The 25679-nt window shown below is 47.6% G+C and carries 28 protein-coding genes, 10 tRNA genes, 1 rRNA gene and 1 riboswitch; of the genes, 9 read left to right on the forward strand and 30 right to left on the reverse strand.

The features are described 5' to 3' along the window. The 20 genes from KNQ03_RS12895 to acpS all read right to left on the reverse strand — a co-directional run. A 16S ribosomal RNA gene (locus KNQ03_RS12895) occupies positions 1 to 71 on the reverse strand; the annotation flags it as partial. A gap of 135 nt (positions 72 to 206) precedes the next feature. Continuing rightward, a tRNA-Ile gene (locus tag KNQ03_RS12900) sits at positions 207 to 283 on the reverse strand. Between the two features lie 18 nt (positions 284 to 301). Next, positions 302 to 378, reverse strand: a tRNA-Arg gene (locus KNQ03_RS12905). A 4-nt stretch (positions 379 to 382) separates the two neighbouring features. Then, positions 383 to 469 (reverse strand) — tRNA-Leu (locus KNQ03_RS12910). Positions 470 to 486: 17 nt separating this feature from the next. Beyond that, positions 487 to 562, reverse strand: a tRNA-Lys gene (locus KNQ03_RS12915). Between the two features lie 7 nt (positions 563 to 569). Continuing rightward, positions 570 to 641, reverse strand: a tRNA-Gln gene (locus KNQ03_RS12920). Positions 642 to 645: 4 nt separating this feature from the next. Then, a tRNA-Asp gene (locus KNQ03_RS12925) sits at positions 646 to 721 on the reverse strand. Between the two features lie 36 nt (positions 722 to 757). Further along, positions 758 to 833 (reverse strand) — tRNA-Val (locus KNQ03_RS12930). 3 nt (positions 834 to 836) lie between these two features. Continuing rightward, positions 837 to 911, reverse strand: a tRNA-Glu gene (locus tag KNQ03_RS12935). Positions 912 to 960: 49 nt separating this feature from the next. Next, positions 961 to 1052: transfer RNA gene (locus KNQ03_RS12940), tRNA-Ser, on the reverse strand. Positions 1053 to 1059: 7 nt separating this feature from the next. Beyond that, positions 1060 to 1134 (reverse strand) — tRNA-Asn (locus tag KNQ03_RS12945). A gap of 149 nt (positions 1135 to 1283) precedes the next feature. Then, positions 1284 to 1724, reverse strand: a complete 441-nt coding sequence (locus KNQ03_RS12950; RefSeq protein ID WP_214725066.1) for a SprT family protein — start codon at positions 1722 to 1724, stop codon at positions 1284 to 1286. Next, positions 1721 to 3841, reverse strand: a complete 2121-nt coding sequence (locus KNQ03_RS12955) for a Tex family protein (protein ID WP_214725068.1) — start codon at positions 3839 to 3841, stop codon at positions 1721 to 1723. The genes KNQ03_RS12950 and KNQ03_RS12955 overlap by 4 nt, the downstream gene beginning before the upstream one ends. A 63-nt stretch (positions 3842 to 3904) precedes the next feature. Continuing rightward, positions 3905 to 4702, reverse strand: coding sequence for an RNA polymerase sigma factor SigB (sigB, locus tag KNQ03_RS12960; protein WP_023469620.1), 798 nt, complete (start codon positions 4700 to 4702; stop codon positions 3905 to 3907). Next, positions 4668 to 5150: an anti-sigma B factor RsbW gene (rsbW, locus tag KNQ03_RS12965; RefSeq protein WP_023469621.1), complete on the reverse strand. Its 483-nt coding sequence runs from the start codon at positions 5148 to 5150 to the stop codon at positions 4668 to 4670. Before rsbW ends, sigB begins: the two co-directional genes overlap by 35 nt. After that, the gene (locus KNQ03_RS12970; protein WP_023469622.1) at positions 5147 to 5473 is read right to left on the reverse strand and encodes an STAS domain-containing protein; all 327 of its coding nucleotides are present in this window, start codon (positions 5471 to 5473) and stop codon (positions 5147 to 5149) included. Before KNQ03_RS12970 ends, rsbW begins: the two co-directional genes overlap by 4 nt. 194 nt (positions 5474 to 5667) lie before the next feature. Beyond that, on the reverse strand, positions 5668 to 6018 hold the full coding sequence (locus KNQ03_RS12975; RefSeq protein ID WP_023469623.1) for a type II toxin-antitoxin system PemK/MazF family toxin: 351 nt from the start codon (positions 6016 to 6018) through the stop codon (positions 5668 to 5670). A gap of 3 nt (positions 6019 to 6021) precedes the next feature. Next, a complete protein-coding gene (locus KNQ03_RS12980; RefSeq protein ID WP_023469624.1) occupies positions 6022 to 6246 on the reverse strand; it encodes a hypothetical protein in 225 nt (74 codons plus the stop codon). A 139-nt stretch (positions 6247 to 6385) separates the two neighbouring features. Further along, on the reverse strand, positions 6386 to 7459 hold the full coding sequence (alr, locus tag KNQ03_RS12985; RefSeq protein WP_214725070.1) for an alanine racemase: 1074 nt from the start codon (positions 7457 to 7459) through the stop codon (positions 6386 to 6388). Next, positions 7437 to 7817 (reverse strand): holo-ACP synthase, encoded by a 381-nt coding sequence (gene acpS / locus KNQ03_RS12990; RefSeq protein ID WP_050679019.1) that lies wholly within the window; start codon positions 7815 to 7817, stop codon positions 7437 to 7439. Before acpS ends, alr begins: the two co-directional genes overlap by 23 nt. A 68-nt stretch (positions 7818 to 7885) precedes the next feature. Here acpS and KNQ03_RS12995 point away from each other — a divergent pair, with 68 nt between their 5' ends. Beyond that, complete coding sequence (locus KNQ03_RS12995; RefSeq protein WP_064300646.1) at positions 7886 to 8626, forward strand: rhomboid family intramembrane serine protease; 741 nt, start codon at positions 7886 to 7888, stop codon at positions 8624 to 8626. Positions 8627 to 9065: 439 nt separating this feature from the next. On the opposite strand, the gene KNQ03_RS13000 is transcribed toward KNQ03_RS12995, so the two are convergent. The 3 genes from KNQ03_RS13000 to KNQ03_RS13010 are packed head-to-tail and all read right to left on the reverse strand — an operon-like array spanning position 9066 to position 10114. Further along, on the reverse strand, positions 9066 to 9329 hold the full coding sequence (locus KNQ03_RS13000; RefSeq protein WP_023469628.1) for a hypothetical protein: 264 nt from the start codon (positions 9327 to 9329) through the stop codon (positions 9066 to 9068). 19 nt (positions 9330 to 9348) lie between these two features. After that, the gene (locus KNQ03_RS13005) at positions 9349 to 9849 is read right to left on the reverse strand and encodes a hypothetical protein (protein WP_023469629.1); all 501 of its coding nucleotides are present in this window, start codon (positions 9847 to 9849) and stop codon (positions 9349 to 9351) included. Next, on the reverse strand, positions 9839 to 10114 hold the full coding sequence (locus KNQ03_RS13010) for a 4a-hydroxytetrahydrobiopterin dehydratase (RefSeq protein ID WP_023469630.1): 276 nt from the start codon (positions 10112 to 10114) through the stop codon (positions 9839 to 9841). The genes KNQ03_RS13005 and KNQ03_RS13010 overlap by 11 nt, the downstream gene beginning before the upstream one ends. Positions 10115 to 10277: 163 nt before the next feature. Here KNQ03_RS13010 and KNQ03_RS13015 point away from each other — a divergent pair, with 163 nt between their 5' ends. Both KNQ03_RS13015 and KNQ03_RS13020 read left to right on the forward strand, forming a co-directional pair. After that, positions 10278 to 10811: a cysteine hydrolase family protein gene (locus KNQ03_RS13015; protein ID WP_050678478.1), complete on the forward strand. Its 534-nt coding sequence runs from the start codon at positions 10278 to 10280 to the stop codon at positions 10809 to 10811. Between the two features lie 17 nt (positions 10812 to 10828). Next, entirely contained in the window at positions 10829 to 12280 is a 1452-nt protein-coding gene (locus KNQ03_RS13020) for a nicotinate phosphoribosyltransferase (RefSeq protein ID WP_029342847.1), read from the forward strand. A 50-nt stretch (positions 12281 to 12330) separates the two neighbouring features. Here KNQ03_RS13020 and KNQ03_RS13025 read toward each other — a convergent pair whose 3' ends face one another. After that, entirely contained in the window at positions 12331 to 12657 is a 327-nt protein-coding gene (locus KNQ03_RS13025) for a hypothetical protein (RefSeq protein ID WP_029342848.1), read from the reverse strand. A 142-nt stretch (positions 12658 to 12799) separates the two neighbouring features. On the opposite strand from KNQ03_RS13025, the gene KNQ03_RS13030 reads away from it, so the two are divergent. Further along, on the forward strand, positions 12800 to 13291 hold the full coding sequence (locus tag KNQ03_RS13030) for a YwpF family protein (RefSeq protein ID WP_023469634.1): 492 nt from the start codon (positions 12800 to 12802) through the stop codon (positions 13289 to 13291). On the opposite strand, the gene KNQ03_RS13035 is transcribed toward KNQ03_RS13030, so the two are convergent. Both KNQ03_RS13035 and KNQ03_RS13040 read right to left on the reverse strand, forming a co-directional pair. Next, complete coding sequence (locus KNQ03_RS13035) at positions 13288 to 13878, reverse strand: histidine phosphatase family protein (protein ID WP_058705196.1); 591 nt, start codon at positions 13876 to 13878, stop codon at positions 13288 to 13290. The genes KNQ03_RS13030 and KNQ03_RS13035 overlap by 4 nt on opposite strands. A gap of 17 nt (positions 13879 to 13895) precedes the next feature. Beyond that, positions 13896 to 14885 (reverse strand): alpha/beta hydrolase, encoded by a 990-nt coding sequence (locus KNQ03_RS13040; protein WP_214725072.1) that lies wholly within the window; start codon positions 14883 to 14885, stop codon positions 13896 to 13898. A 169-nt stretch (positions 14886 to 15054) separates the two neighbouring features. Between KNQ03_RS13040 and KNQ03_RS13045 the strand changes: the two genes are divergently transcribed. After that, positions 15055 to 16068: a metal ABC transporter solute-binding protein, Zn/Mn family gene (locus KNQ03_RS13045; RefSeq protein ID WP_214725074.1), complete on the forward strand. Its 1014-nt coding sequence runs from the start codon at positions 15055 to 15057 to the stop codon at positions 16066 to 16068. A 69-nt stretch (positions 16069 to 16137) separates the two neighbouring features. Next, positions 16138 to 16242, forward strand: a riboswitch (SAM riboswitch). Positions 16243 to 16323: 81 nt separating this feature from the next. Then, positions 16324 to 17634, forward strand: a complete 1311-nt coding sequence (locus KNQ03_RS13050; RefSeq protein WP_064300651.1) for a Na+/H+ antiporter NhaC family protein — start codon at positions 16324 to 16326, stop codon at positions 17632 to 17634. 43 nt (positions 17635 to 17677) lie between these two features. Here the strand turns inward: KNQ03_RS13050 and KNQ03_RS13055 are convergent, their stop codons facing one another. Beyond that, on the reverse strand, positions 17678 to 17881 hold the full coding sequence (locus tag KNQ03_RS13055; protein WP_149427980.1) for a hypothetical protein: 204 nt from the start codon (positions 17879 to 17881) through the stop codon (positions 17678 to 17680). A gap of 157 nt (positions 17882 to 18038) precedes the next feature. On the opposite strand from KNQ03_RS13055, the gene KNQ03_RS13060 reads away from it, so the two are divergent. Beyond that, on the forward strand, positions 18039 to 18851 hold the full coding sequence (locus KNQ03_RS13060; protein ID WP_214725076.1) for an aldo/keto reductase: 813 nt from the start codon (positions 18039 to 18041) through the stop codon (positions 18849 to 18851). Between the two features lie 125 nt (positions 18852 to 18976). On the opposite strand, the gene KNQ03_RS13065 is transcribed toward KNQ03_RS13060, so the two are convergent. The 3 genes from KNQ03_RS13065 to KNQ03_RS13075 form a co-directional block, all read right to left on the reverse strand. Then, positions 18977 to 19438: a hypothetical protein gene (locus KNQ03_RS13065; protein WP_029342856.1), complete on the reverse strand. Its 462-nt coding sequence runs from the start codon at positions 19436 to 19438 to the stop codon at positions 18977 to 18979. An 86-nt stretch (positions 19439 to 19524) separates the two neighbouring features. Continuing rightward, positions 19525 to 20970 carry an alanine/glycine:cation symporter family protein gene (locus KNQ03_RS13070; protein ID WP_214725078.1) on the reverse strand — a complete coding sequence of 482 codons (1446 nt, stop codon included), beginning with the start codon at positions 20968 to 20970 and terminating at the stop codon, positions 19525 to 19527. A 182-nt stretch (positions 20971 to 21152) separates the two neighbouring features. Then, the gene (locus KNQ03_RS13075; RefSeq protein ID WP_214725080.1) at positions 21153 to 23606 is read right to left on the reverse strand and encodes a CoA-disulfide reductase; all 2454 of its coding nucleotides are present in this window, start codon (positions 23604 to 23606) and stop codon (positions 21153 to 21155) included. Positions 23607 to 23806: 200 nt separating this feature from the next. Here KNQ03_RS13075 and KNQ03_RS13080 point away from each other — a divergent pair, with 200 nt between their 5' ends. Together KNQ03_RS13080 and KNQ03_RS13085 are read left to right on the forward strand one after the other, a co-directional pair. After that, positions 23807 to 24334: a type III secretion system chaperone family protein gene (locus tag KNQ03_RS13080; RefSeq protein ID WP_023469644.1), complete on the forward strand. Its 528-nt coding sequence runs from the start codon at positions 23807 to 23809 to the stop codon at positions 24332 to 24334. A gap of 156 nt (positions 24335 to 24490) precedes the next feature. Further along, entirely contained in the window at positions 24491 to 25675 is a 1185-nt protein-coding gene (locus KNQ03_RS13085; protein ID WP_214725082.1) for a hypothetical protein, read from the forward strand. Positions 25676 to 25679 lie beyond the last annotated feature (4 nt).

Here is a 25679-nt window from a genome sequence, read left to right on the forward strand (position 1 = left end):
CTGCGCTCGACTTGCATGTATTAGGCACGCCGCCAGCGTTCGTCCTGAGCCAGGATCAAACTCTCCATGAAGTGTTTGACTTGCTCGTTTTTGTGACCGAAGTCACGATTGACGAAGCTTGCGCTTCATTCGTTTTTGTATTCCGTAGAATACGATTTTTGCCTCATCGTTCAGTTTTCAAAGTTCGTCATTGTTTGTTTTGAAAATGGTGGGCCTAAGTGGACTCGAACCACCGACCTCACGCTTATCAGGCGTGCGCTCTAACCAGCTGAGCTATAGGCCCGTCAAAGCAAACAAAATATGGTGCACCCTGAGAGATTCGAACTCCCGACCCCTTGATTCGTAGTCAAGTACTCTATCCAGCTGAGCTAAGGGTGCGATATGGTGCGGTCGAGAGGACTTGAACCTCCACGATGTTGCCACCACTAGGCCCTCAACCTAGCGCGTCTACCGATTCCGCCACGACCGCAAATATGAAATTAAAAATGGTGTGTCATGCAGGATTCGAACCTGCGACCCTCTGATTAAAAGTCAGATGCTCTACCAACTGAGCTAATGACACATAAAAACTGGGCTGGAAGGGATCGAACCTTCGCGTGCTGGAATCAAAATCCAGTGCCTTACCACTTGGCTACAGCCCAAAAATGGCGGTCCTGACGGGATTCGAACCCGCGATCTCCTGCGTGACAGGCAGGCATGTTAACCGCTACACCACAGGACCGCAATTTGAAGTTGTAAACAACTCTTTAAAAAGAAATGGTGGAGGATGACGGGATCGAACCGCCGACCCCCTGCTTGTAAGGCAGGTGCTCTCCCAGCTGAGCTAATCCTCCATATGGTGACCCGTACGGGATTCGAACCCGTGTTACCGCCGTGAAAGGGCGGTGTCTTAACCGCTTGACCAACGGGCCATATCGTAATTAATAATTATTCTCAAGAAACATTTTCACATAAGAGGTCTGGCGGAGATGGAGGGATTCGAACCCTCGCACCAGTTTCCCGGCCTACACCCTTAGCAGGGGCGCCCCTTATAGCCACTTGGGTACATCTCCAAAAGAATGGCTCCGCAAGTAGGATTTGAACCTACGACCTACCGGTTAACAGCCGGTTGCTCTACCGCTGAGCTATTGCGGAACGTTACGTTCTGTTCGGAACACTTTTATATAGTAGCAACTTTTTTTCTTTCCGTCAATGCTTTTTTAAAAAAGTTTTTAGCGACGATAAGTTGTTTAGTTGCTGTCGTTTTGACGACTTCTATAATTTATCATGCTCCGAAATGAACGTCAACTACTTTTGTAAAAAATCTTTCCACGACACCGACCACATCGATATCTTTCCGTATTCATGCGTCTTTTCCTTCTATATAATGTGCTGCATTTCTCACATTCATAAAGATAGGATTTTTTTTCGTCTTCTTGTCTTCTGGGACTGTATCGAAGCCCACCATAGCGCTCTAACCATTCCTTGAAGTCTTGATCTTGATGACGGTGTCCCATTCCTGTTAGATGTAAATGATAGTGACATAGTTCATGAATCACGATTCCGCGGAAGACTTTCATGTCATCGATATATCGTTTATTGAAGTCTAAATGGTGATCGCCTAAGAAGTAGCGACCACCTGTCGTCTTCAGTCGTGGATTAAAATAAGCTTCATGTCGAAACGGTAAGGAAAATACGTCGAGCGAAAGTTGCTCGACGTATCGTTGTAATTGTTCATTCGTCATTTCGGCGGAACCAGTGTCAAACCAATGCGTCCCCGCTCTGGTTCAACATTCGTCACCCATACCGTCACGATATCCCCGACAGCGACGACATCAAGTGGATGTTTGACACGCTTACGACTAAGCTTCGAGATATGAATCAAGCCATTCTCTTTCACTCCGATATCAACGAACGCACCAAAATCAAGAACATTCCGGACCGTCCCTTGGAACTCCATCCCGACTTGGATCATATCCATCGATAGAACATCTTGGCGAAGCAACGGTTTATCGAGCGCTTCCCGTGGATCACGACCCGGACGTTGTAACGCTTCGATGATATCACGTAATGTCGGTTCTCCGATCTCGAGCGTCTGTGCCATCTTCGGTAATGACAATGTAGACAATTGTTCCCGCACCGTATCCGTTCCAACTTGATCAAGTGTTAAGCCTAATGTCTTGAACAACTTCTCGACTGTTTTGTACTGCTCTGGATGAATCGGCGTCCGGTCGAGCGGATGCGTACCTTCTAGAATTCGCAGGAATCCTGCAGCCTGTTCATATGCCTTTGCACCAAGACGAGGAACTTTCAATAATTCCTGACGCGTCTTGAACGTTCCAAGTTCCGAGCGACGTTCGACGATTTTTTTCGCCGTCGCTTTCGTGATTCCTGCGACATAACTCAAAAGCGGTTCTGACGCTGTATTAACATCAACTCCGACTTGGTTGACGACCGTCTCGACGACGAAATCAAGTGTCTCCTTCAGTTTCGTTTGCGAGACATCATGTTGATATTGACCGACTCCGACAGACTGCGGGTCGACTTTGACGAGTTCAGCCAGTGGATCTTGCAGGCGACGCGCAATCGAAATCGCGGATCGTTGTTCGACTTGAAGCTCCGGAAACTCCGTCCGGGCAATCTCTGAAGCAGAATAAATACTTGCCCCTGCCTCGTCGACGATCGTAAAGGCGATATCTTTTTGCCCCTGCATCCAGTCCGCAACGAATGCTTCTGTTTCCCGCGAAGCTGTACCATTGCCGATTGCAATCAATTCGATCCCGTATGTATCGACGAGCTGCGAAAGAGTTTGGCGTGCTTCTTTTGCTTTTTGTTCTGACATCGTCACGTAGATGACGCCGACTTCCTTCATTTCACCTGTCGGATCGATGACTGCCCACTTACATCCTGTCCGGTAAGCCGGATCCAGTCCCAACATGACTTTCCCTTTCATCGGTGGCTGCATGTAGAGTTGGCGGAGGTTCTTACCAAAGACGTCGATTGCTTGGAGCTCTGCCTTTTCCGTCAGTTCATTGCGAATTTCTCGTTCGATGGCAGGGAAGACGGATTTTTTATAGCCCGTCGTGATCGCCGCTTCGACGATATCGCGTTTCTTTGGCGCCAGTTGTGCGTATGAACGAAGCAATGTTGGTAAAACCTGCTGTTCCTCTAACACGACTTTCACAGAGACGATTTTCAATGCTTCCGCACGGTTAATCGCAAGAATCCGGTGCGGAACGATCTGTTGAATCCGTTCACTGTAGGCATAATACTGTGCAAATACACCTTTTTCATCGACTGCATCCTTTTTCTGTTTCGTAACGATTTCTGCTGAACGGCGCATTTGCTTACGAATGAACTCACGCACCGTCGCTTGTTCGCCCCACTCCTCGGCAATGATCGATTGTGCCCCGGTAAGAGCTTCTTCCGGATCCAGCCCATTGCTCAAGCGATGGAATGTCGCTTCATCATAAGCAGACTTGTCGCGGAACCAGTCAGCAAGTGGTGCAAGCCCTGCTTCCCGTGCAATTTCCGCCTTTGTCCGACGTTTTGGTCGAAACGGTAAATAGATATCTTCGACTTGTTGTAACGTCGTCGCTTCCTCGAGCGTTCGACGGAGTTCCGGCGTCAATGCACCTTGCTCCTCGATTTTTTCAAGGACGTCACTCCGTCTACTTTCAAGTTGTGTTAATTGTTTATGTCGATCAAGAATCGCTTTGATCGCGACCTCATCGAGTTCACCTGTCTGTTCTTTTCGGTAGCGGGCGATGAACGGAATCGTACCGCCTTCTTCCGTCAATTGTAAGACTGCCTTCACTTGCGCAGGACGTACATTCAATTCACTTGCGATTCTCTTTTCCATCTGCTTCACCTCTCATTCATTATACCGAAGAACGCATGGAAAAGAAAAAAGACTGACACAAGGTCAGTCTTTTGAGAATACTTCATTTGGTTCGACTTTGATCGCTTCACGTAACTTCTGCAAAGCACGTCGTTGGAGACGGGAAACGTGCATTTGTGAAATGCCGAGTAATTCGCCCGTTTCTTTTTGACTCATATTGCGGTAGTAGGCACATTCGAGAATCGAACGTTCGCGGTCCGTTAAGACAGCAAATGCCTTTTCAAGAATCAGACGCTGATCGACGGAGTCGTAGCCGTTTTCTTGATTCCCGACGAGGTCGAGTAACGTAACGGTACTACCTTCCTGATCTGCCTCAATCGAACTATCGACGGATAATGCTTGATAGCTTTTACCCATCTCAAGTGTTTCGAGGACTTCCTCTTCCGATACTTCAAGACGCGCAGCAATTTCATCAATGCGCGGAGAGCGTTGCAACTCCGTCGTCAATTCTTCCACTGCTTTCTTGATTTTCGGTCCGAGTTCCTTAATGCGACGTGGAACGTGGACGCTCCATGTCTTATCGCGGATGAAACGTTTGATTTCACCGATGATCGTCGGAACAGCAAACGACTCAAAACTGCGACCGAATTCTTTATCGAAGCGGCGAAGCGCTGCGAGCAACCCAATCATACCGACCTGAACGAGATCGTCATGAATCGGTCGACCACGCGAGAACTTCCGGGCCAAAGCTTCTACCAAGTCTGAATAACGCTCGAGTAATGCCGCATGCACTTCCTCATCTTGGTCGTCCTGCTGATACAAATCAATCAGTCGAAGTACTTCATCATCACTGTGATGGCGTTGTTGAGACTTTGCTGGCACTTTGACCCACCTCATCTCTATTCATATATTTTGTCATATGGACAGTGACGCCGTTCGCTTTCTCGATCGTTACTTGATCCATCAATGCTTCGATCATCAAGATGCCGAGTCCTCCTTCATGCAAGGAATCGAGATCGTGTGCATCCGTAATCGGTTCACTTTGGCGTTTGACCTCATCTTTATCGAACGTAATGCCGTTATCCTTGACGACAATCTCGAGACGATCATCTGGATAGACGTTACATGTCAAGGCGATGCTACCATCTTCTTTTCCTTCGTACGCATGTTGAACAGCGTTCGCGCATGCTTCCGAGACAGCGATCTTGATATCTTCGATGTCATCATACGTATATCCCATCCGGTTCGCGACGCCTGAAACCGTCAAACGAGCAATGGCTACATATTCCGGTTTTGCCGGTAATGTCATGTTTAGTTGTTCGTTCTTCATTGCGTTCCACCTCTTACACCACTATCAATTGTAATGATGCTTGAAAGACCTGTGATTTCGAATAGACGACGGATGCGTTCAGAAACGCCGACGAGCGTGAACGATGTACCGTTCTTTTTCGCTGCTTTGAGCGCTCCGACGAACACGCCGAGACCTGTCGAATCCATGTAGTGTACTTCGTCCAAATGGACGACGACATCGTTTGTTTCAACTGCCGGGACTAGTTCTTGGCGAAGCTTTGGTGCTGTATACGTATCAATCTCACCTGCGATATAAAGATGCGTCTGACCGTCAAGCTGCTCTGTTTTAATTGTTAAATCCATCTTCAAGTTCCTCCTCAAGGAAAATCTGTCTATGTGGTCTTGCTATTCATCCTACCTCATCCCTTTATAAAAAGGTCACTTGGGTATGTTTCCCCGAAGTGAAAACTTTAAAACCTATTTTATAAAAAAAGAGGTCAAAAAAAGTCGCATACGCTAGTATCGACTCTTCTTGTGTTGCGCTTCTATGTAAGTGCCTAAAAATCAACCAAGCCTAAGCTGATTGCGACGGCACTATTTACCTTCATCATCGTGTCTGGATCTAGATGTGTGACTTTATCCGTTAGACGGCGTTTATCAATTGTCCGGATTTGCTCAAGTAAGATGACCGAATCACGTTCTAATCCGTGTCGCTCTCGATATACTTCCACATGGGTCGGTAGTTTGGCTTTGTCGATCTGTGCCGTGATCGCAGCCACGATGACTGTCGGGCTGAATCGGTTACCAATATCATTTTGTAGAACAAGCACGGGACGAACTCCCCCTTGTTCCGATCCGACCACAGGTGACAAATTTGCATAAAACACGTCGCCACGTTTGACTATCAAAGCTTACACCCCGCTTACTTGACGTAGGAGTGAGAACTCCGCCTCCGTTTCAATCTGGAACATTTCGCCAACGATCGATAAATTGATTGCTGCCATTTCTTCGTAACCACGCTTCAATTCCTCACGTAGCTGACGCTTGCGTTCTTCGGTCGTATGGTTCGACTTCATCCCAATCGTCTCCTTCGCTACATTTCGCTCAACAAACTGCATTTCCCGTTGTTGGACCAAGATAATGGCACCTCCAGATTCACTGAAACCTTAACGAACGACTCACTTTCTACTTCAATATATCAGTCGAATTCAGAAAATACAATCAAAATTCAAACAAATAACATATTTTTGCCATCTTATTGATGTCTTGTACGAATCATTGACGCGGAACACGCTTCGAGAATTGACACAGAACTTCATAGTTGATCGTCCCGAGCCAATGGGCTGCTTCCTCGATTGGTGCCCCTTCTCCAATCAAGATGACTTCCGTCCCAATCGGATATTCCCGAGGTAAACGAATCATGAGCCGATCCATGCAGACACGACCGACGATTTCGCACGGCAGACCGTCTACGATCAACGAATAGCCTTGGAACTTGCGTGACCAGCCATCCGCGTAACCAATCGGAACGGTACCGATCCATTCATCCGTCGGCGCTGTATAAGTCGCTCCGTAACTGATCGTTTGACCCGGCTCGACTTGTTTGACCTGCATCAAACGACTTTTCAGTGAAAACGCTGGTTTTAAGAACTCGTAATGTCCTGCCATCTCATCCGACGGCATCACCCCGTATAACGCGATACCGACTCGTACGACGTTAAACGGCGCTTGACCTGCTAAGCGAATCGCTGCCGCCGAATTGGCACAGTGGACGTAACGGATATCCGGTACTAGTGCGACATACGATAAAAACGTCTTGAGCTGGCGCTCGAATAACTGACTGTTCAGCTCGTCAGCAGTCGCGAAATGCGTATAGATGCCTTCGAGTTCGACGAGATCATCATCGCACTCAGCAAGAATTCGCTTCAACTCATCGACATGTTGTAGTCCGAGTCGTCCCATTCCCGTATCGATCTTGATATGCAAGCGGAGATGATCGATTTCCGTCAAATGACGTTTCGCTTCCTGAAGCCAATCGGCTGAAAAGACAGGAACGGCGACATCATAATTCGAAGCGACTGGTGCATGTTCTGGTAGTAAGGCTTCAAGCATCAGAATCGGTGCTTGGATGCCCGCTTCTCGTAACTCAATCGCTTCTTCAAGGAGTGCGACAGCGAGTAAGTCGGCTCCGTTCTCAAGAGCGATTTCAGCGACTGTCACTGCCCCGTGACCATAGCCGTCCGCTTTGACGACTGCCATCACCTGTTGCTCGCCCATCCGTGTTTTGATTTCGCGTATATTATGTGCGATCGCTTCCCGATCGATTTCAATCCAAGTTGGTCGGTACATCCCATTCCCTCTTCTCTAATAAGACTTGCGCAGATGCATAATGCTCAGAATGTGTGATCGAGACGTGGATGACGCCATCGAATGGTCCACTCATGATCGGTCGCCCCGTCTCATCGTTTAAGACTTCAACGTCTTGCCAAGAGACTTCTTTTCCGACGCCAGTTCCGAATGCTTTGACGAACGCTTCCTTTGCGGCGAAACGTCCAGCGAGATACTCGATGCGACGATGTCCCGAGAGCGATTGAAATCGTTCCTGCTCTGCCTGGGTTAAGATTCTCCCAGCAAAACGTGGCTGTCGCTCGAGCGTTTGCTCGATTCGATTCAGTTCGACCAAATCGATTCCAATTCCATAAATCATCTGAGACGCCTCCACAGTTCTATTCTTCGCCATCTTCATATAGAATGAAGATGAAGCGAGGTGTTGTCATGTTTAGTCGAACGGAAAACCTACAAACGTTCACACGTTCTTATCCGGTCGTTTCGTTGTTCATTTTAATCCAAGTTGCCCTGTTTGTCATCGAACAGTTGGGCCCACTCCTTAATCTGACATTCTCTCCTCTAAATGCAGGGGCATCCATCAATCTATTAATCGAACAAGGTGAATGGTGGCGTGTCGTCACAGCAACGTTCTTGCATTACGATTTTTGGCACATTGCGTTCAATACGTTTGCTCTCGTCATCTTCGCTCCACCGCTTGAGCGGATGATTGGTCATGGTCGATTTGCAGCCTTTTACTTGCTCGTTGGTACGCTCGCGAACATCTTGACGTACTTCACGAAAATCAACGAACCGTTTTATGGTCAAGCTGGAGCATCGGGTGCCATTCTTGGTTTGCTTGGTTTTTATGTCTACTTGAGTCGATTCAAGCGGACGGTCATCCTAGCAGACGATACACGTCTTGTGTATATCTTTACTGCGGTCACGGCAGTCTTTACCTTGCTCGGATCGAACGTTGCTGTCTTTGGTCACTTGTACGGTTTCGTCCTCGGATTCCTCTTTGGATTCGTCTTTGGTAATCGTGCCGTCCCATTCACACGTCCGTTCCAAACCGGTCGTCGTTCGAGCGGTGGACCTGTCTTCGTAAGCGGTTCTGGTCAACTTGGTCGGATCTTCTTCTATATCATCATTGCGTTTGCCGTACTCGGATTATTCTTCCGTTACTTGTAAACCAGCATGCAAAAAGGACTCCGCTACACACTCGAGTTCTTGCAGATTGTAGATAAAAGGGCTGACTCAAAAAATGACGCATCTTTTCACGCCCTTTCCTCAGGCGAGACACAAGCCAGTTTTCCCGCTCCATTCGAGCAGGAAAACGGGTCTTGTTTGTCTCTGACAGCGCAAAATCGCGTTTTTTCCTGTAGGAGTGGCGTATGACGCGTCATTCTTTTGATACTCGGAAGAAGTAGTAGAGAAGTATTTTGTTCCCTCGACATCGCTTCCTAGGGAAAAACAAGCAAGAGCGATCCTGCAGCGAAGCGGCGCGATGCTTGTCCCAGGAAAACGATGCGAGACGAACAAAAAAAGCGTAATCCTTCTCGTTAGAGAAAAATTACACTTTGTCTTCAGTCTCAAAGGACTCCGCTACACGCGTGAGTCCTTTTTTTGCTTATTTGCGAAGTACTTCTGCTAAGTCCTTCACGTCGTCAATCAGGTTATGGATTGTTTCCTGATTGTCCGTATAGAGTGCTTTTAGTTCTTCAAAGCGCCCTTTTGGATCTTGTTTGACAGCAGACAATTGTGTTCCTGCGCCGCTGAATGTCCGTTTCACTGCTGCAAACTGCGCTTGGCGCGTATCTTTATGCAGTAGTGATAAAGTAGCGCCGACAAGTGCGCCACCAAGTGTTGCTACGACAAAATAGTTCTTCTTCATCTGTTAGTCCCCCTGCATCTCACTCATTTGTTGGTGGTACGATTTGATACCGTTTCATGACGGGAGAAGGCGCGAACGACTTCCCTGCCTCTTCAGCATACTGGTCTACCGTAAGACGTTCAACTGATTTTGCATAACGAGCTCCGTCCCCTGTCTCTTGGAACTGAATCAATAAGGCAAGATCCGTTCCCTTCTCGACACGTCCAATCCGAAATGCCTGGAAGCCACCATATTCTGCTCCGATGACTTTCGGATTCGACATCACTTGATGTACGAATAGATCCCCGCTATTTTGATCTGCCGGAATCGACCAGTAGAAGAGACTGCCTTCGTCCGAAAAATTGCCACGTGATTCGAGCAACGTATAGGTATTGCCACTTTGAAAAGGTGATTTCGAGTCCGTCTCCATCCAGAGGATGGCATCGCCGCTTCCGCTAGCGACACGAATATGAGCATCACGGGAACGAATTTGTTCAACGAACGAACCGCTACCGAATGTAATCGAAAGTTTAGATGGCATCACAGGCCTCCGCAAGTTGAAAGTCTTTTTCCGTCAATCCGTTTTCATCATGAGTCGTCGCTGCAAGTGTGACGTTTTTATAGTCGATCACGATCCTTGGATGATGATTCAAGTTTTCAGCGATACTTCCGACTTCTTGTACGAAATCCAGTGCCGCAGGAAACGATGCAAGTGTATAAGTCCGGACGATTTCATCATCCACGACACTCCAATCCTGCAACCGCTCAAGACGCTCTTCCACTTCATACTCATTCAACCTAGCCATCCCTTTCTCCTCCTCTACTATCATTTTCGTCCTATACCTTATACCCCATTCTTTTACTTCTCTATACCTGTTTGTATCCGATTTCTTCCTTTTGCCTTCTGTGTGAGATAGAGTACAATGTGAAAGAGAACACTAATTCAAAATCGGAAAGGGGCTTACGCATATGCGCGCTCTGATTGTCATTGATTACACGATCGATTTCGTTGCTGACGAAGGAAAGCTGACTTGCGGAAAACCAGGACAAGCGATTGAAGAACGGATCGCTACGTTGATGGAGGAGTTTTCAACGGAAGATTACGTAGTCATCGCTAACGATATTCACGAAGAAGGCGATACATTCCACCCGGAAACCGTCCTCTTCCCGCCACATAATATCCGCGGAACACATGGACGTGATCTATTCGGGAAAGTCGCAGCCATGGCACGGGTCGCCGATCACGTTATCGACAAGACGCGTTACAGTGCGTTCGCCGGGACGGACCTTGATTTACGCTTGCGTGAACGCGGTATCCGCGAAGTCCACCTCGTCGGTGTCTGTACGGATATTTGTGTCCTTCATACAGCTGTCGATGCCTACAATCTCGGGTATCGTATCGTCGTCCATGCCGATGCGGTCGCAAGCTTTAACGCGACTGGTCACGAGTGGGCGCTTACACATTTTAAACAATCGATCGGCGCAGAAGTCGTCGGCGAATAAGAAGGGATCTGTCCGTCATGTTACAACGTAATCTTGCACTCCATACCGATCTGTACTTACCACGGTGGATGTATATCTATTGGAAAGAAGGACGTCATAATGAACGTGCCGTCTTTGATGTTTACTACCGTTCGAATCCGTTCGCAGGAGGCTATGTCGTCTTTGCAGGTCTCGAAAATATCATCGAGTATATTCAAACACTCCGTTTCACGGAAGAAGATATCACGTACTTGCAAGAGATGATTGGCTTCCCGGATGAGTTCAAGGATGAACTGCGTCAGTTCAAGTTCAATGGCTCGATCTCAAGTGTCAAAGAAGGCGAAATCGTCTTCCCGAACGAACCACTGATTCGGATCGAGGCACGCATCTTTGAAGCGAAGCTCTTACAGACCGCGATTCTGAACATCGCGAACCACGAATCGCTCATCGCGACGAAGTACGCACGTATTCGTCAATCGGCTCCCCGTGCGAAGTTCCTCGAAGCTGGTGCCCGTCGCGCGCAAGGCATCGATGCCGCTTACTTCGGAACGCGTGCTTCGTACCTGGCTGGTTTTGACGTCACAAGCCTTGCTTCAGCAGGACGCGACTTCGGCATTCCGTGTGGTGGAACGATGGAACATGCTGACATTCAATTCCACGATGACGAATTGACGGCATTCCGGACATTCGCTTCTCATTATCCGGATCAGGCGACATTACTCGTCGATACGTACGATACGCTCAAGAGTGGTCTTCCGAATGCAATCACGGTTGCAAAGGAGCTCCAAGCCAAAGGGCATAAACTGCGTGGCATCCGGATCGATTCTGGCGACTTATCTTACTTGTCAAAACGTGCCCGTAACATGCTTGACGAAGCTGGCTTCCCGGAAGTCGACATCGTCTTGTCAGGGGACCTCGATGAGTACGTCATTCAGGACTTACGCATCCAAGGTGCCCAAGCCAATACATTCCTCGTCGGAACACGTGGTATTACAGCTTACGAACAACCGGCTCTTGGGATGGTTTATAAACTGGTCGCGCGTGAAGTAGATGGCGAGCTCGCACCCGTCATCAAAGTATCCTCGTCAAAAGCCAAGACGACGACACCTCACATCAAAGAAGTCTATCGCATCATTGATCCGGTGACGGATAAGTTCAAAGGCGATTACGTGACGTTGATGGACGAAGATCCGTCGACACTTGAAGCTGTCGATCTCATCGACGTCCGAGACCCATCGTTCCGAAATCGCATCGAACAATTCAAGGTCGAGCGGTTACTTGAACCAATCTTCAAAGATGGAGAACTGGTCTATACGGTCCCAACGATTGAAGAAAGTCGCCACTTCCACGAAACACAGATCGGTCGTCTGTGGGAAGAGTACAAACGGCTGCGGTTGCCAGAGATTTATGCTGTCACATTCAGCGATCGTCTCTGGAAGCTCAAACTCGACATGATTCGGGACACTCGACTGGCAAGTGGGTTAAAATAAGACACAAAAAAGCGCCGTTCTTCCTCCATCGGGATGAACGGCGCTTTTTCTCATGTTAATCCTGCTTCGTTTCCGACAGGTGTCATTTCTGTTGGCGCTTGTTCCATCTTCTTACGAAAGTACCATGCGAAGCCAAGTGCACCTCCGATGAAGACGATATACGTGATGCGTTGACCGAATTCAGCTAAGGAATCCGCGTAGAAAATACTGATTAAATGATCACTTCCACTAATGAGTAGCAAACAGGCAATCAGGAGCGCAATGCGATATGCAAGCGTCGGGCGGTCTGTCGGTTCAGCATGCCAATACATGATGATATGGTGGGCAAGTAGAACGATACCCAGGATTCCTAATATTCCAATGAGTACTTGCGGCATAATGAACGATCCTCCTGTTTAGTAGTATCTAGTCTTATTTAAACATAGTTCATACGAATTTCGTCAGGAAAAGTTTCCCGTCTTACATTCCTCACGGTATACTGTAGGAAAATCGTAAGCGATCAAGGGAGGGCATTTTTTCATGAAAACCTTTAAGTTATGCACATTACGCATTTTAATGGATGAGTCAGGACGTGATACGACGATTCCCGTCGCCATTCAGGACGGATTGACGGTCAGTACCGAACAGACGGCACAGTGGGTTGCAGAAATCGTCGTTCCTCCGACGGATCAGCCGATCGTCGATGAATTGTTCACAAAACATTTACGTGCTTTGATTGAAATCACGATCTCACGACCTGATAATGACCCTGCCGCGATGATCGTCACGCCTCTTGAACGGACTGTCTTAAGCGAAAACGTCTCGTATGTCTTCACAGGTAAGATGGTCATGATGAAAAATGATTTATCTGAATCGATCTTACGCGAAGTCGTCGAAGATGGATTCGCTGGCGAAGAACTCGTTCAGGAGTATAAGGATCGTCGTTCAAAACGTGGTGCCCATATCACAAGTATCGCTAAAGAAACGTTCAAACAATATTTGACAGAGCATCCGAACACGCCCGTCTCTTAAGGTTTTTCGACCTCGTCCGTGATGTGGTCCGCTACGTTGATTCGATCAATCGTATAGCGATCCGTATGATGGATATAATTCGCACACGCGTTTTTCAAAGGTGTCCGGTAACTAAATGTCGCGTCAATCGATGATAATGCTGCCTTGATCGTATGCGAGTGACAGACGATTAGAATTCGTTTCCCTTCATACATGCGTGTCACTTCCTGTAGCGCCTCGAACACGCGATCCTGGATGGCTTGTTCCGTTTCAAGACCCGGCACAAGCGTCGTATCGTTCGCTTGAACGGCCTCGTAAATCGCTGCGACTGGTTCACCGGAAGCGGCTCCGAATTCGCGTTCGACAAGTCGCTCGTCTGTCGCTGTAATCGTTAAACCAACAGCACGACCGATGATTTCTGCTGTCTCAACGGCACGCGACAAGGGACTTGCTAACAAGACATCCCACTTTTCATTCGATAGATAAGCGGCACTGAGTTCCGCTTGTCTTCTTCCTGTTGCATTCAACGGGATATCTTCTCTTCCCTGAATCCGTTCGTTTAAGTTCCAATCCGTCTGACCATGCCGTACTAAACAAATTTCAGTCATGTCTCTGTCTCCCTCATTTAAGAAATATGACTGATTGTATCATGTTTTCCATTCGCAAGTTGTCGCGGTGGCAACAGTAGTACCTGACAGGTGAAACGTTCAATTCGTTCAAGCAATCGCTCGATCTTTAACGGATTTTCCGTCTGAGCGAAACTGGCAAGTGAGTGGGTGCCATTCGGAAAGGAAAACAAACGAACATCTGCTCCGACATCTGCTCCCTTCTCAACGAAATGCAAGGCTTGAGAAAATGGGACGATTGGATCTTTTTTACCGTGCAAGAGCATGATGGGCGGGGCATCCGATGTTAGGTGCGTGACGGGTGAGACGTGCGTCATCAGCTTACGCCATTCTTCTCGTCCCCCCTTATAGAACTTAATGTGGGCAATCCAAGTTTGAATGAAATTAAACAACAAAAAGTTCGTCGGTGGATATAAAGCGATCACACCACTGATCAATGGCATGTGCCGCTCATCACGCTCACCGACGAAAGCAGATGGGGCAAGTGCCGTCGTCAGCATGAGTGCAGCTCCGGCTGAGTCTCCCCACACCATCATCCTTCCTCTTAGAATGCGAAGATCCTCCGCTTCTTTGTTCAAAAAACATAACGCATCCCGTACATCTTCGAGGTTATCCGGAAAATAACTGCCCTCTTCGAACAAACGATAATCGATACTACAAACAGCAACTCCGAGTTCAAGCAGACGGTCGACGATTGGACTAAAACAGAACATGTCATCGCGCTCTCCACGAACGAATGCACCGCCGTGTGCGTAGATGGCAACTGGAAACGGTCCTTCCCCCGGCGGATAATAGAGATCGAGCTGTAAGGTGCGGTCCCCCACCTGTTTATAAATGAGCGTCCGCGGTGCAAGTTGTTTTTCTGTGAGTGGCAAGGCGGGTTCGGTCCATCGAAGCAATGCACCATAATTGTTCCAGATACTCGCTCCCGCTGCTGCCGTCGTCAATAACGCAGCTCCCCCCATTAGCCATGCAGTTTCACGTTTCACTTGATCACCTCCAAAAGACGTGCCAGTTTCTTCACTTTATTATCCTTCTACCCCGTTTTAAAAGAAGTCGAACGTCTCGGTATTCGTACTTGACGCTTCACCAGCGTTCCGCTATAGTGAGAAAGTCCAAATCGGAATAATTACGTTTTAATAATGGAGGTATCATATAATGAAAAAAATCATTCCTGCTTTAACAGTCGCTTTCGCAAGTGCAAGTGTTCTCGCTGCTTGCGGTTCGAATACCGATTCATCGACTTCAGATAAAACCCAGACAGAAGTCTATGCATCAACGTTCGCGACGGCTGCTATTGCCCGCGAAATCGGAGGGGATCAAGTCAACGTCAAGATGATCGTCCCACCTGGAGCAGACCCCCACTCTTACGAGCCGACGTCAAAACAACTCACCGAGATTGCTAAGGGCGACTTGTTCCTCTTAACCGGTACGACGCTCGAGCCGTATTCGAAAAAAATCCAGGAGAGTCTAAAAGGCACGGATGTCCGCTTCGTCGAGACGAGTAAGGACGTCAACTTGCTAGAATCGGATGCTACACTTCATGCACATGAAGAAGAAGGACATACAGAAGACGAACATGCCCACGAAGAAGAAGGGCACGATGATCATGCAACGGATGAACATGCGCATGAAGAAGAGGGTCATGACCATGGAAAATACGATCCACACGTCTGGCTCGACCCTGTCAACGCAAAAGCAATGGCACGTTCGATCACAAGCGCTTTATCAAAAGAAGCTCCAAAAGACAAAGCAACGTTCGAAAAAAACTTAAAAGCGTTCGATCAGCAAGCTGATGAATTGGACGAACAATTTAAACAAGCCGTCGCTGATGGATCGAAAAAAGAACTTCTCGTTACGCATGCCGCTTATGGTTACCTCGCAGAACGATATGGTTTCACACAACTGCCGATTGCGGGAATTTCTCCTTCCGATGAACCGTCACAAAAGCAACTGGCCGCTTTAGTGAAAGAAGCACGGATGCATGATTTGAAATACGTCGCGTTCGAAGAGACAGTCTCACCGAAGGTTGCACGTGTCATCCAAAAAGAAATCGGAGCTGAATCCGTGACGATTCATAATCTAGAGTCGGTCACGAAAGCGCAACAAAACAGCTCGTATTTCAAGTTGATGGAAGAAAACGTCCAAACATTGAAAAAGGCACTTCAGTAAAGTACAGTTGACACGCGTTACTCAATGCGGTACGGTAAGAAACGTGTTTTACAACAATTGAATGACTTCTTTTTATCGCGAGAAACGGAGGGACTGGCCCAATGATGTTTCGGCAGCGGACGATTTGATTCGTACTGTGCCAAATCCAGCAAGCGAAAGCTTGAGAGATAAGAAGAGCGTCTTTATTTCATAAAGACCTCCTTCTTTCTTGCGAAGGGGTCTTTTTTTGTATCTTTGAGAAACGAGGTGTCAACAATGAATGAAACGATCACGCCTAACAAATGGGCACTGCTTCCCCTCGTCGTATTCCTGGTCCTCTTCATCGGAGCCGGGATCTTCTATGACGACTTTTACAAATTTCCGATCCTTATCGCCGCACTGATCGCTTTGATTTTTGCTGCAATCACGACGAAAGGATCGATCAATCAAACGGTTGAACGAATCGCAACGGGTGCCGGAAATCCCGATATCATGATCATGGTCTTCATCTTCTTACTAGCCGGTACGTTTTCTGGAACAGCAGAAGCAATCGGTGCCATCGATGCGACCGTTAATGCCGCTTTGACGTTCCTACCTCCGTCGCTCCTGATGAGTGGTCTGTTCATCATCGCTGCCTTCATCTCGATGGCAATGGGAACATCGACTGGAACGATTGCTGCACTCGCGCCGATCGCCTTCGGTATTCATGAAGCGACAGGCATCAACGTTGCCATCGCAGCGGCTGCTGTCGTTGGTGGATCGATGTTCGGCGATAACTTGTCGTTCATCTCGGATACGACGATTGCTGCCGTCCGGACCCAAAAAACGAACATGCGCGATAAATTCCGGACGAACTTCATGATCGTTCTACCGGCTGCTATTTTGACGGTCATCCTACTCGCATTCGTTTCTGGTTCTGGTGACGTCGTCGAAGCAAAGGCCTTCGAATTCTATAAGTTGATTCCATATCTCGCTGTCATCGTCCTTGCGATCTTCGGCGTCAATGTCATCCTTGTCCTCATCGGTGGTACGTTACTCACCGGCATCATCGGTATGATTGATGGTAGCTTCGGCTTGAGTGGATTCGTCCTCTCGATGTCCGAAGGCATGTTGGGCATGGCGGAGATCTCCATTTTGACGCTCCTCATGGGTGGTCTCGTCAGCTTGATTACGTTCAACGGTGGAATCGCCTTCTTAAAAGAGACGCTGACACGCAAGATTTCACAGCGTCGTGGTGCCGAATTCAGTATGGCAGCACTCGTTAGCGCAACGAATCTCGCGACTGCAAACAATACGATCTCGATTCTCGTCGCTGGACCACTGGCAGCTGAAATCGCCGATACGTATGAAGTCGATCGAAAAAAATCGGCGAGTATCCTTGATATCTTCTCTTGTGGTATTCAAGGCATCATTCCGTATGGAGCACAACTATTGATCGCAGCAGAATTGACGAAAACGGCTTCACCGGAACTGATTCCGTATCTGTTCTATCCGTTCCTGCTCTTCGTCTGTGGATCAATTGCCATCTTCTTCGGCTTACCACGCATGAAGAAGACAGCGACGAAGCAAGAAAAAATTTCTTCGTAACCATAAAACAGGTCCAATCGCGTCGACGATTGGACCTGTTTTATTATTTATTCTGCTTCGCTTGTCGTTCTAAGATTAAGTAAGCGATTGCCGGAAGCGGGAACTGAACGAGTCCAGCGCCTCCCCACACCCATGGATTACGTCCTGACTTTCGCGCACTAAGAAACAGACCCACTGCCTGCGTTACTAACAAGGCGCCAATGCTAAGCCAAGTACATTTGGATAGCTTTTTATTCTTTTGAGCCATCTTTTCTCCCCCTCTTTTAACACACGATTAAATCTCACGATTCTTTTCTATTTTACCTTATTTCATTCCTCCATGAGCATGGAAACGGACGTCTTCGTTCGTTCATGCTAAACTAAACGAGCAAATCTAAACTACGTTTTATGAGGAGGAGTAACACATGCAATACGCAAAACTTTCAAACGGTATTACGATTCCCCAAATCGGATTCGGTGTCTGGCAAGTAGATGAAGAGACAGAAGCACCTGCTGCTGTCGCTGAAGCATTACGTGTCGGCTATCGTCATATCGATACGGCTGCTGTCTACAAAAACGAGCGCGGTGTCGCAAAAGGAATCAAGGAAAGCGGCGTGAAACGTGAGGATCTCTTCTTAACGTCAAAAGTCTGGAACGATGATATTCGTGCCGGTCGGACGAAGGAAGCATTCGCAGAATCGCTCGAACGTCTCGAAACAGATTATCTTGACCTCTATCTTATCCACTGGCCGGTCGAAGGCTATATCGAAGCGTGGAAAGCAATGGTTGAACTGTATGAAGCAGGCAAGATCAAAGCGATCGGTGTCTCGAACTTCAAAGAACATCACCTCGATACATTGGCAGAAGAGGGCTTGATGGCACCAATGATCAACCAAGTCGAGTTGCATCCACAATTACCGCAACACGAACTGCACGAATACTTGCAAGATCACAACATTCAAGTCGAAGCATGGAGCCCACTCATGCAAGGGAAATTCCTCGAAATCAACGATTTCAAGGAAATCGCAGAGAAACACGGCAAGACACCTTCACAAGTCGTCTTACGTTGGCATCTCGACAACGGCATCGTCGCTCTTCCAAAATCCGTTACACCAGAACGCATTGCGGAAAACTTCGACGTCTTTGATTTCCAACTCGATGCCGATGATCTTGAGAAAATTGATCGTCTGGTAACGGATGTCCGCCTCGGACCGGATCCGGACGAAATCGATTTTTAATCTGACGATTCACGTAAAAGAGAACGTCTTCCATATGAAGACGTCTTGATTCATCTGAACGACGAGAGACCCGTTTCCAGTCTACGACTTGGAAGCGGGTCTCTTTTTTTTATGATTTAAGCTGTTCAGACATAATAAATTAAAATCGTATCTTCCGCTTCTTCTGCCTTTTGAAAATAGGCACGTAAATCGGCGAACTGTTCCCAGATATCCTCGAATTCGCCCGGTGTTCCGGCTTCATCATGAATCGAAGCGAGTGCCCGTTGATCAAAATTCCGCATCACCTCAGCCGAGATGATGAGGAGTGGCAAGGGCAGAATACCGACAATCGCCGCTTTCTCCTCATTGACGATCAACTCTTCGCCAACGATCGCTCGTCCCAGGTTGTAATGTGTGTCTTGATCAATATAGATATCGATTTGATTCATCAAATGATAGATGGCGTTCGTCTGTTCGAGGGCGAACAATTGTTCATGATCGGGTTGTGTCTCATGAATGAATAAAATCCAATCCATGATGATGTGGGGATCGTTTCCGAACGACTCCCAGACCGCATCCGTGACGCGGACGAAATGTACGTTTTCCATTCTCCCCCTCCCTTCTGTACTCTGTATTCCCTTTTTAAATTCGTTCTATACAAAAAAAGAGCCAGATTTCTCTGACTCCCTTTTCCTTAAATTGCTTTTTCGTCTTTTTCTGATTCTTGCCATGCTTCAAGCGTATCTTTCCCTGGCAAGTTCGGAATCGAGTCCGTATAGAATCGTGGCTCTTTTCCAGCTTTTCGTTGCCCGACATAATCTTCGAGCGCTAGTTTCGCGATTTTCGAGAGACGGAAGATCGCATACAAGTTAACGATCGCCATCAGTCCCATAAAGATATCTGCTAATGCCCACACGAGGTTCGCCGATTCAACGAGTGAACCGAAGACGATCATGACGAGAACGAGCACACGATATGCCATCAAGACTTGTTTATTTTCACGGATGAAGTTGATATTCGATTCACCGTAGTAGTAGTTTCCGACGACGGAACTAAAGGCAAAGAGGAAAATCGCGACGACCATGAATCCTGTCGCGAGTGATCCCACTTGTGATGCGAGCGCACCTTGTGCTAAGTCGATCCCAGCTACCGGTTGACCACTAGCATCTTTTGTTGCCACTCCACTGACGAGAACGATCATCGCTGTCGCTGAACAGACCATCAATGTATCAACGAAGACCGCAAACGATTGAATCAACCCTTGTTTAACCGGGTGAGAGACTTCCGCTGTTGCCGCCGCGTTCGGTGCCGAACCCATACCGGCTTCGTTCGAGAACAAACCACGGCGAATCCCGTTCAAGAGTGCTGCACCTACTGCACCACCTGCGAGTGTCTTGAATTCGAATAGACCTTCTTGGAAGATCAATTTAAAAATACTTGGCAGTACTTCAAGATTCGTAGCCATGATGTAGAGTGCGATCAGAATATAACCACCGGCCATGATTGGTACGAGGAACGACGCGACGGTTGCGATACTACGGACGCCACCAAAGATGACAAGTGCCGTCAGCACGACTAGTCCGACCGTAATCCATGTCTTATCAAAGCCGTATTGATTTTGAAGTGAAAGCGAGATCGTATTCGATTGAACGGAATTGAAGACAAATCCGAATGAGATCGTAATCAAGATACTAAATAAAATCCCTAACCAACGTTGACCGAGTGCTTTTTCCATGTAATAGGCAGGGCCCCCACGCCATGCCTTATCGTCCCGTACCTTGTAGATCTGCGCGAGTGTACTCTCGACGAATGCCGATGCCGAACCGATCAAGGCGATCAACCACATCCAGAAGACCGCTCCTGGTCCACCGAGTGCGATCGCTGTCGCGACACCCGCGATATTACCAGTACCGACACGTGCTGCCGTACTGATCGCAAATGCTTGGAATGGCGACACGCCGTCTTTCCCTTTATCCGTTCCTTGGAACAGTAAGCGTAACATCTCCGGTATCATCCGGAATTGAACGAACCGCATCCGGAATGTAAAATAAATGCCTAATCCGATGAGTAAGATGATCAGTACGTTTGTCCATAACATATCACTGATTCTACTGACTACATCCATTACCTGCTTCTCCATCCGATTCCCTCCACTTCCACCACATAGTTTCTCTTTTTAGATGTAAACTTTTTTCACATGTGAATTATCATACGCAATTTTTTTTGAAAAATCAAACTCATCTATACCTCAGACGACAAAAAACGTGTCAAACCTCACATCAGATGTCAGGTTTGACACGTTCATTTAAACAGGTTTTTAGATTAGATGAACAGATTCAGATTGGCACCATCCGTTGCACCAAGGTAACTGGCGACGCCACCATAATCGATATCATCCAGTAATTCCTCTTTCTTGATGCCCATGATATCCATCGACATCGTGCAGGCGATCATTCGGACACCAGCAGCTTGTGCTTTTGCCATCATCGTCTCGAGTGCATCGACTTGTTTGTTCTTCATGACTTTTTTCATCATTTTTTGACCGGCGCCTGCCATGTTCATGTTCGAGAGCGGCAGCTCCCCGGCATGTTTCGGCATCATCATACCCATCATCCGTTCGATTCCTGCTTTCTCAACTGCCGGTGCGTCTGGTTTTCGAATGATGTTCAAGCCCCAGAACGTAAAGAACATCGTCACTTGTTTTCCCATCGCTTGTGCACCTTGCGCAATGACGAAAGAAGCAAGTGCTTTATCAAGATCACCACTGAAGACGACCATCGTCGCATCATCTGCCGGATTGACTTGAACCGGCGCTGCAGCTGGTGTCTCCCCTTGCCCTTTTTCAAGCAAGACCTCGACGACCCCTTGATTCATTTCCGCTGAATGGACCGTGTGACCTAGTTTTTTCGCCCATGCTTGAACGTCTGGCAAGAATCCTGGATCTGACGCCTTGACGAAAATTTGCTCGCCGTCCGTCATCTGATCGATTTTTGTTTTCAGCTCTAAGATTGGACCTGGGCACTGTAAACCGCACGTATCGAGCAGTGCCACTTGTTCTGGTGCAGCCTTCGTTTTTGGCTCACGTTTCGTTACCGTCACAGCAGTCTCCTCCTTCGCTTGGCTTCGCGCTTCTTGATCACGATGCACGACCGACCATGTTTTGTAGCCACCGCTTAAGTTTTTCACATCATAACCGTGTTGTTGCAACAGTTGACTTGCAACATATCCGCGTAATCCGACTTGGCATGTCACATAGATCGTTTGATCCTTCGGCAGATCATCCAACTTCTCACGTAACGTCGGTAACGAGATATTGACCGATCCCGGAATCGCGCCTAACTCGTTTTCCGATGGTTCACGGACATCGAGTAATAAGCCGCCATTGGCGACGATCGCATTGATTTCGTGCCAATGAACGTTCGCACTGTCACCAAGCACGATGTTCGACGCAATATATCCTGCCATGTTGACCGGATCCTTCGCTGAACTATATGGCGGTGCATATGATAGTTCAAGATCTGGTAGATCAAGCACTGTCAATCCACCTTTAATCGCTGTCGCGAGGACATCGATTCGTTTCTCGACACCTGTCATGCCGATTGCCTGCGCTCCGTAGATCGTTCCTTCGATTGGATCAAACAGTAGCTTCATCGAAATCGGACTCGCCCCTGGGTAGTACCCCGCATGCGATCCCGGGTGGAGATGCACCGCTTCGTAACGAAGACCGAGCTGACGTAACCGTTTTTCATTGTTACCGGTCGAAGCGACCGTCAAGTCGAAGACTTTTGCGACCGCTGTTCCGAGCGTGCCGCTGTACCGGACGTCGCGTCCGGAGATGATATCTGCAACGAGGCGTCCTTGACGGTTTGCCGGCCACGCGAGTGGAACATGTGTCGCTTCCTTCGTGATATAGTCTTTGACTTCGATTGCGTCACCAATCGCAAAGATGGATGGATCGGATGTCCGTAGTTGGTCGTCGACTTGAATCGTCTGTTTAATGCCAAGTGTTAAACCAGCATCTGCTGCGAGCGTGCTCTCCGGTGCAACACCAATCGATAGGATGTTCATCTCTGTTTCGATTACGCGTCCACTTGTCAGGACGACGTGGCGACCTGCCTCTTCAAAACGAGCGACGCCATCTTCTAGAATCAACTCGACGCCTTTCGTACGCAGATGTTCATGAACGATCGCTGCCATTTCCGGGTCGATCGGAGCCATGACTTGATCCGCCATCTCAACGAGGGTGACGTGCGCCCCACGTTCTGCGAGATTTTCTGCCATTTCAAGACCGATGAATCCACCGCCGATGACAAGTGCTTTATCAGGACGATTTGTATCAACGTATTCCCGCATCCGGTCCGTATCTGGGATGTTCCGTAACGTAAAGACGTTCGTTGCGTCATCGAGTCCTGGAATGTTCGGACGGATCGGTTTTGCACCTGGAGAAAGAATCAGATGATCGTACGATTCATCGTATTCTTCACCCGTTTCGACGTTGCGGATCGTGACTGTCTTCGCTTCACGGTTGATCCGAATCGCTTCCGACAAATTGCGGACATCTAAATTAAACCGTGCATGCATGCCTTCTGGCGTTTGGACGAGTAATTTATTGCGATCTTTGATGACATCTCCGATATAGTAAGGCAGTCCACAGTTCGCGAACGAAATCTCTTTTCCCCGTTCAAGCAAAATGATTTCTGCCGTTTCGTCAATCCGACGCAGTCGTGCTGCAGCCGTAGCGCCACCAGCGACGCCGCCTACGATGATCGTTTTCATCTGATGATTCCTCCTCGATTTTCTATCTGCCACTTAATATACCCTGTCAGGTATGTATTTTCAAGTCAGTTGCTCTCAGATTCACAAACATGACATATCTCTACTCTTTTGTATTTTCTTCCTATCTTAACGGACATTAGTTGCAATTCCTTCTGAAATGCTTGAAACTGAATTTATAGTATATAAAGGGGGATTTTGCAATGGACCAGGAACGTAACTCGAACGAATCAAACGAGAACAATAAAGTGACACCGATTCACCAAGATCGTCAACCCGAAACAAACGAGCAAGGAATCGCGCCGCAACAGCAACAACACTTGGAAGCTTTTCAAGCTTTCCTCGTTGAAAAAGGGATTCCAATGGAAGCACGTGAGAATGAGACACACGTCTTCTTCATGACACAAGAAAAAACACCTGCTGGAGCAGAACCGATGATGATGATCGTCTTCAGTAAGACGACGACAGATGTCGAATTGTTCGCTCGTACGGTGACACACGTACCAGACGGTGTCGAGGATCTCCCGATTCTTAACGCCATCAACGACTTTAACCAAGAGTTCAAATACTTCCGCGTCGTTCTCGACAGCGACCGTGATGTCACGATCGCATCAACGATCGATCTCGATCATGGCTTCAACCCAGCTGCTATCTTCGGACATTCTGTCATGATGTTCCAAGCATCAGACGAAGTCTACACGTATTTGACAAAACTGTACGAACAGTTCTAATTTCTCATTTTAAAACGGCTTTGGAGCCCTGCTCCAAAGCCGTTTTTTTCTTTAAAGTTCAATTGACAATGAGAATTATTCTCGCTATAGTTAGATTTGTGAAAACGACTACATGACGGAAAACGTCTTATTAATTCTTCTGGGGGAATCACGATTATGAAAAAACGTTTAAAAGTAGCTTCAATCTTCATGGTAGCCGGTATCTTGGCTGCCTGCGGTTCGAATGAAACGGATACGACTGCACCGAAAAAAGAGAAAACGGAACAGTCGACCGAAACAAAATCAGCAGATGCGGGGATCGCTACAACGACACTGACAGATGAATTGACGATCTTCAGCTCAATCAAAACAGAACTCGACAAAGCAAAAGAAGGACAAGCGATTGATTGGAAGATGGTCAAGACAAGTTATGAATCGAAACTAAAAGGTGGTGTCGAGACGACAGCACCAGAAATCGAACAAGTCATCCAGTCTGCTTTAGCAGGTGTTGAAGCGAAGGATCTCGATGAGAACATCGCTCGTCAACTCGTTGATAAAGGTCTACAATCGTATTTCTATAAATTACAAAAAGCAACGCAAGCAAAAGCTGAAGAAGCACTCGTAGCTGGTAAACCGGAAGCTGCAACGGAAGCACTCAAGGATGTTGAAGCGATGGCGAAGACCGTCTTCATTCCGACAGCTGAAAAACGGGACGCGAGCTACGGCTTCAAAAACGAAGACGCAATCGCTCAAGCGATCACATCAGGTCTTGCAGCTCAGCAAGAAGCCATCGACGCGAAAGAAATCGGTGACTTCAATGTTGCGAAACAAGTGACGGATAAATCGATTTATCGTTCCTTCTATTTAGCTGCACTCGGTTATGCACAAAAAATCGAGGATGGCGTCAAAGCCGGTACGGACGAAAAAGAATTACAAATGGAACAAGCAGAAGGATATGGCTTCCTCCTCGCGATCGAAGAATCATTAGCGGGCGGAGACGAAGAGGCTGTTAAAACACTGAAAGAGCGCTATGATTTCTCAAAAACAAAGCCAGCTGACGTTTCTTACAAAGAAATCGAAGGATTGTTCGCAAAAGCGTTGACTGAAAAAGTCGACGGTTATCATGAAGAGGCACAAGAAGCGATCGAGAAGAAAGACGTCGATACAGCACGTGCAGAAGCAATGGAAGCGAACATGTTCGTCGTTGCGATGAAACCGACACTTGAGAATCGTCTCGGCAAGGACAAAGCAGCGAAAGTCGCAAAAGACGCAAACGAATGGTTCGCACTCGTCGAAAAAGGCGACGTCAAGGCTGAAACGACAGGCGAACGGATCACAGACGCACTCGAACCACTTAACTAAGAAG

The organism is Exiguobacterium sp. s143, assembly GCF_018618895.1.
Taxonomy (GTDB): domain Bacteria; phylum Bacillota; class Bacilli; order Exiguobacteriales; family Exiguobacteriaceae; genus Exiguobacterium_A; species Exiguobacterium_A abrahamii.